Here is a 6,331-nt window from a genome sequence, read left to right on the forward strand (position 1 = left end):
TGCTTTACATTAATAAACGAGAAATCCTGCTTTATCTAACGCCTCACAAGCAGCATCTAACTTCTCTTTAGAATCTGCTTCAATTGTATGTAAGTGAATACCGTCTGTTAGTTGCGATAGATAGGAAGCATTTGTGTTTTCGATTTTTTGTAAATATTGCTCTACATCAAAGCGATTGCTTACCATAATGGATGCTGTTAGGTCACCGTATACAGGATGCTCAACTTTTACGTCTTTAATCGTAACGCCGTGGTCAACAAGCATTGTAAGTTCTTGACGTACTTCTGCTGGTTTGTGCTGGCATACGATTACGCGTTCAAAAGCTTGTTGTTTCTCTTGTGGCTTTAAATATAAATAGCCTTGGGCAGTCGCAATAATTGGTTCGTTTCGTGCTTTAAGCAAGGAAATATCTTGCACGATAACTTGTCTACTTACGTTTGTCTTCTTCGATAGTTCATTCCCAGATAACGGCTCATTTGCAGCGAGAAGCCACTGAAGGATAAGCTGTCGTCTTTCTTCACCTAAAATCTTTTTTTGTTCATTTTGTTTCATTATGATTTAACACCTCTATAAAATTGATTTCCAATTGTGTGTAGTGCATGAATAGTAGTATCAATTTGATCTTTCGTTGTTTGTTGTCCGAAAGAGAAGCGGACATATTGTTTGGCCTCTTCATACGTTTTTCCAATTGCGAGCATAGTTTTCGAAGGTTCTTGTTTACCGACTTGGCAAGCACTTCCGGTGGAAATGGCGATACCATGGCGATTACATTCTAGCATAGTATATTGACCTTCTATTCCTTTTATTGTAACCCCAACAATATGTGGTAAACAAGAAGTAGAATGACCTTCTACTTCAATTTCTAGCGGAAGTGTTTGTATTTGCTCTAAAAAGTAGGAGCGTAACTCTTTAAAACGTAAACTTTCTTCCCATTGGGTTTTTAATATATTTTCAGCAGCTGTTAAAAAAGATGCGATGCCGGGAACATTTACTGTGCCTGGGCGAAATCCTTTTTCGTGAGAAGTTCCTGGAAATACTTGTTCCCAGCGAGATTGCGGATTTATGTAGCAAGCGCCGACACCTTTTGGTCCGTATATTTTATGTGCTGAAACAGAAAGACTATCAATGCCCATCTCAAAAACATGGATAGGCAGTTTACCAAACGTTTGCACACAATCTGTATGAAATAAAACATTATATTTTTTTAAAAGTGCCCCGATTTCTGTAATGTTTTGAACGGTTCCGATTTCAGAGTTTCCATGCTGTATACTTGCTAGCACAGTATCTTCTGTAATAGCTGCCTCTAAATCTACTAAACAAAGGAGTCCGCTTTTATCAACAGGAATTTCAGTGATCGTATAGCCTTTTGATTTTAGAGATTGAAAATAACTTCGAATGGATGCATGTTCCATAGGTGTCGTAATAATATGCTTCTTAGTTCGGGCATTTAGAAGTGATTGAATCGCAAGATAGTTTGATTCCGATCCGCCACTTGTGAAAAATACTCCTTGTTCTTTTCCTCCAATCATTTCCGCAAATGTTTCTCGGCAAACTTGTAATAAAGAAGCAGCTGTTCCTCCAATATCATGTAAACTTTGTTCATTTCCGAAGTATTGCGACGCTGCTTTCATATATGTTTGTAACGCTTCCTCGCTCATAGGTGTAGTAGCTGCATAGTCAAGATATATCATCATGTAAGTTCCTCTCTCTAGTAAGAGTTACAGTTCTTTTACTTTTTAAATGGTAGTGAAAATAAGAATTATAAAAAAACTCTTGTCATTATTTTAAAACTATGTAAATATAGGTGTCAAGACAGTTGAAAAGTGTAAAGTAGGAGGCAACAATTATGCCAAGTGCAGATGTCTTAATTATTGGAAGTGGTGTTGCGGCACTTCGTGTTGCAAAAGAGATTTGTCACGAAAAGAATGTGATTATTATCACAAAGGAGACGAAACGTAATAATAATACACATTTAGCTCAAGGTGGAATTGCCGCAGCGGTAGCTACATATGACAATCCTAATGATCATTTTGAAGATACATTAGTAGCAGGTTGTCATTATAACAATGAAGAAGTGGTCCGTTATTTAGTCGAGGAGGGACCGAAAGAAATTAATAACCTTATTGAAAGAGGAATGAAATTTGATGGGGATGAAACAGGTCCTCATCTTGGAAAAGAAGGAGCGCATCGAAAACGTCGTATTTTACATGCAGGTGGCGATGCAACAGGAAAGAATTTATTAGAGCATCTTATTCAAGAAGTAGCTCCATACGTTACGGTAGTGGAACAGGAAATGGTGCTCGATTTTATTATAGAAAAAGATAAATGTGTTGGGGCTTTAACTCGCAACAATAAAGGAGAATTGAAACGTTACAATGCAGATTATACGGTGTTAGCTTCAGGCGGTATTGGCGGTTTATACGCCTTTACTTCTAATGATGAGACGATTACAGGCGATGGACTTGCAATGGTGTACCGTGCAGGCGGAGAGCTTGTAGATTTAGAGTTTATACAATTTCATCCGACGATGTTATACGCGGGTGGGCGTTGTTCCGGCCTCGTGTCCGAAGCTGTTCGCGGAGAAGGAGCTGTCCTTATAAATGGAAAAGGGCAGCGTTTTATGATGGATATACATTCCGAACAGGATCTAGCGCCTCGTGATGTAGTCGCAAGGGCTATTCATGAACAGCTACTTGCGGGTGAAAAAGTGTACTTAAACATCGAAATGATTCAAAACTTTGAACAACGCTTTCCGACCGTGTCATCGATATGTAAAACAAATGGAGTCGATATAAATAAAAAACTTATTCCAATCGTGCCCGGTACTCATTTTCACATGGGCGGCGTGAAAACGAACTGTGATGGAGAGACGTCTATTCCGAACTTATACGCAGTCGGTGAAGTAGCTTGTAACGGGGTTCATGGTGCAAATAGATTAGCGAGTAATTCATTATTAGAAGGTCTTGTGTTTGGAAAAAGAATCGGACGACACATTTTATCTAGAGAGACAAAAGAAAAGGTGAACATGCTAGCCGAAAAGGAAGCAAAGTTTATCGTTCTGAATCATTTACCGACGAAAGAAGAAATACAAAAATGCATGATGAAATATGTTGGGATTGTGCGAACAGAGCAAAGTTTATCTTATGCGAAGAGATGGCTTAGTAAGTATGGTGTTCGAAATATGATATTACAACATGATGTTCTTACGAATGAAGAGATAACGCTTATTAATATGTTAACGGTTTGTGAGCTTATAGTTGTATCAGCCTTGCAAAGAGAAGAAAGTATTGGCGGGCATTACCGGAGTGATTATCCAGATAGAAATATAGGAAAGAAAGAGATTGTTCGAGTAAAGAGAAAGCGACAACTTGTGTGATGAGGGGAAGAGAGGCTTTATGAACACGATAAAAGTTAAAGAAGCATTAAATCGATTTTTTTTAGAAGATATAGGGGAAAGAGATGTAACATCTCAGCTTATTTTTCCAGATAACTTGCTTTCGAAAGGAACGTTTCTTGCGAAGGATACAGGGGTCTTTGCAGGACGTTTAGTAATTGAATCAGGATTTAAATTAATTGATGAGAGAATTGAAGTAGAGCTTCATAAAAAAGATGGGGATCTTGTAGAAAAAGGCGAAATCATTGCAACAGTGCAAGGTCCAATTGCATCGTTATTAACAGCAGAGCGCGTTATATTAAATGTTATTCAGCGTATGAGCGGAATAGCGACGATGACGCGTAAAGCGGTTCTTGCTTTAGATAGCAGTCATACTCGCATTTGTGATACACGAAAAACGATGCCAGGACTACGTATGTTTGATAAGTATGGAGTCGTGTGCGGCGGTGGATTTAATCATCGCTTCGGTTTATATGATGGTGTCATGATTAAAGACAATCATATTGCGTTTGCTGGTTCTATTACAAAAGCTGTTACATCAGTGAAAGAAAAGTTAGGACATATGGTGAAAGTAGAAGTAGAAACAGAAACTGAGGAACAGGTGAGAGAGGCTGTTGCTGCTGGTGCGGATATTATTATGTTCGATAATCGTACGCCAGATGAAATCCGGGAGTTTTCAAAAATTGTACCAAGCGCTATCGTTACAGAAGCTTCAGGGGGCATCACAATTGAAGATTTATCAAAATACGGAAAAACAGGGGTAGATTATATTTCACTTGGAGCGTTAACACATTCAGTGAAAGCACTTGATATTAGTTTCAATATTGAAGAGTAAGGAAAGTGGCTTAGAGGGGGAGAAACGTATATGAGTATTTTAGAACAAGTACAGCCAATTGAAACGATGTTACCAGAGCGTTATTACACGATGTCAACGGAAGATATGGAAAAGCGTGTTCGTGAAATTAAAGAGAAAATGGGGAAAATGTTATTCATTCCAGGGCATCATTATCAAAAAGATGAAGTGGTACAATTTTCAGATGCAGCAGGGGATTCACTTCAGCTTGCGCAAGTTGCAGCGAGCAATAAAGATGCAAAATATATTGTGTTTTGCGGGGTGCACTTTATGGCGGAAACAGCAGATATGTTAACTACAGATGATCAAGTTGTCATCTTACCAGATATGCGTGCAGGTTGTTCGATGGCGGATATGGCAGATATTGAACAAACAGAAAGAGCATGGAAAGAGCTCACGAAATTATTTGGAGATACGATGATTCCGTTAACATATGTGAACTCTACAGCTGCAATTAAAGCGTTTTGTGGTCGTAACGGAGGAGCAACAGTAACTTCTTCTAATGCAAAGCAAATGGTATCTTGGGCGTTTACTCAAAAAGAACGTCTCGTCTTTTTACCAGACCAACATTTAGGGAGAAATACAGCGTACGATCTAGGTATCCCGTTAGATAAAATGGCAGTATGGGACCCACACACAGATTCATTAGAGTACGATGGGGATATAGAAGAAATTCAAGTGATTTTATGGAAAGGACATTGTTCTGTTCATCAAAATTTTACAGTGAAGAATATTGAGAGTGTACGAAAAAATCATTCTAATATGAATATTATTGTACATCCAGAATGTTGCTATGAAGTTGTAGCTGCTTCAGATTATGCAGGCTCAACGAAATATATTATTGATATGATTGAATCAGCGCCATCTGGTAGCAAATGGGCGATTGGTACAGAAATGAATTTAGTAAATCGAATTATTAAGCAACATCCAGATAAAGAAATTGTTTCGCTTAATCCATTTATGTGTCCGTGCTTAACGATGAATCGAATTGATCTGCCTCACTTATTATGGACACTTGAAACGATAGAAAGAGGAGAAGAAATTAATGTTATTAGCGTAGACAAACAAGTAACGGCAGAAGCAGTTCTTGCATTAAATCGTATGTTAGAGCGTGTGTAAAGCAACGGTATTCCCGTTGCTTTTTTCATACATATAATCATAACGAGAACGAAATGGGCATACATTGTTTTGAAGAAATCATTGTGGTTCTTTATGCTTATTCCACTTCGAATGATATTAAAAATCGAAGAAGTGATAAAAGTGAAAAGAAGTTAATGTTATTTAGAAAGAGTTACTTCATGAGATTTGTTATTTATAGATAAGTTATACAGGAGGGGGAAAATTTGAAAATTCATATCGTGCAAAAAGGGGATACCCTTTGGAAAATTGCGAAAAAGTACGGAGTGGATTTTGACACGTTGAAAAAAACAAATACACAACTTAGTAATCCAGATTTAATCATGCCAGGTATGAAAATTAAAGTGCCATCAAAGAGTGTTCACATGAAACAACAGGCTGGAGCAGGTTCAGCGCCTCCAAAGCAATACGTAAAAGAAGTGCAGCAAAAAGAATTTGCAGCAACACCAACTCCGCTTGGAATAGAAGATGAGGAAGAAGTTACGTATCAATCAGCACCAATTACACAGCAGCCAGCTATGCAACAAACACAAAAAGAAGTGCAAGTAAAACCGCAGAAAGAGATGCAAGTAAAGCCACAAAAAGAAGTACAGGTGAAACCACAGAAGGAGATGCAGGTAAAGCCGCAAAAAGAAGTACAGGTGAAACCGCAAAAAGAGGTGCAAAAAGAACAGCCAATTCAAAAAGAAAAACCGTCTGTTATTCAAAAACCACCTGTGATAGAAAAACAAAAACCGGCGGAAAAAGAAAACACGAAGTTTTCGGTAAATGTATTACCGCAGCCGCCACAACCACCAATAAAACCGAAAAAAGAATATAAAATTTCAGATGTAATAAAAAAAGGAAGCGAGTTAATTGCTCCTCAAATTAGTAAAATGAAACCTAACAATATCATTTCTCCGCAAACGAAAAAAAATAATATAATATCGCCGCAAGTGAAAAAAGAA

The 6,331-nt window shown here is 37.9% G+C and carries 5 protein-coding genes and 1 pseudogene; 4 read left to right on the plus strand and 2 right to left on the minus strand.

The features are described from left to right. Window positions 1-9: 9 nt before the first annotated feature. The gene (locus ABWK52_RS02920; protein WP_000812272.1) at window positions 10-552 is read right to left on the minus strand and encodes a transcription repressor NadR; all 543 of its coding nucleotides are present in this window, start codon (window positions 550-552) and stop codon (window positions 10-12) included. Next, a complete protein-coding gene (locus ABWK52_RS02925) occupies window positions 552-1,694 on the minus strand; it encodes an IscS subfamily cysteine desulfurase (RefSeq protein ID WP_098340801.1) in 1,143 nt (380 codons plus the stop codon). Before ABWK52_RS02925 ends, ABWK52_RS02920 begins: the two co-directional genes overlap by 1 nt. Before the next feature lie 152 nt (window positions 1,695-1,846). Between ABWK52_RS02925 and nadB the strand changes: the two genes are divergently transcribed. From nadB to exsA, 4 genes and pseudogenes are all read left to right on the plus strand, one after another. Then, the gene (gene nadB, locus ABWK52_RS02930) at window positions 1,847-3,376 is read left to right on the plus strand and encodes an L-aspartate oxidase (RefSeq protein ID WP_001138539.1); all 1,530 of its coding nucleotides are present in this window, start codon (window positions 1,847-1,849) and stop codon (window positions 3,374-3,376) included. Between the two features lie 19 nt (window positions 3,377-3,395). Then, on the plus strand, window positions 3,396-4,229 hold the full coding sequence (gene nadC, locus ABWK52_RS02935) for a carboxylating nicotinate-nucleotide diphosphorylase (RefSeq protein ID WP_001092230.1): 834 nt from the start codon (window positions 3,396-3,398) through the stop codon (window positions 4,227-4,229). A 30-nt stretch (window positions 4,230-4,259) separates the two neighbouring features. After that, window positions 4,260-5,366 (plus strand): quinolinate synthase NadA, encoded by a 1,107-nt coding sequence (nadA, locus tag ABWK52_RS02940; RefSeq protein ID WP_098283867.1) that lies wholly within the window; start codon window positions 4,260-4,262, stop codon window positions 5,364-5,366. 224 nt (window positions 5,367-5,590) lie between these two features. Next, window positions 5,591-6,331, plus strand: a pseudogene (exsA, locus tag ABWK52_RS02945) (spore coat assembly protein ExsA); the annotation flags it as partial.

The organism is Bacillus sp. AP50 (assembly GCF_040492675.1).
Taxonomy (GTDB): Bacteria; Bacillota; Bacilli; order Bacillales; family Bacillaceae_G; genus Bacillus_A; species Bacillus_A cereus.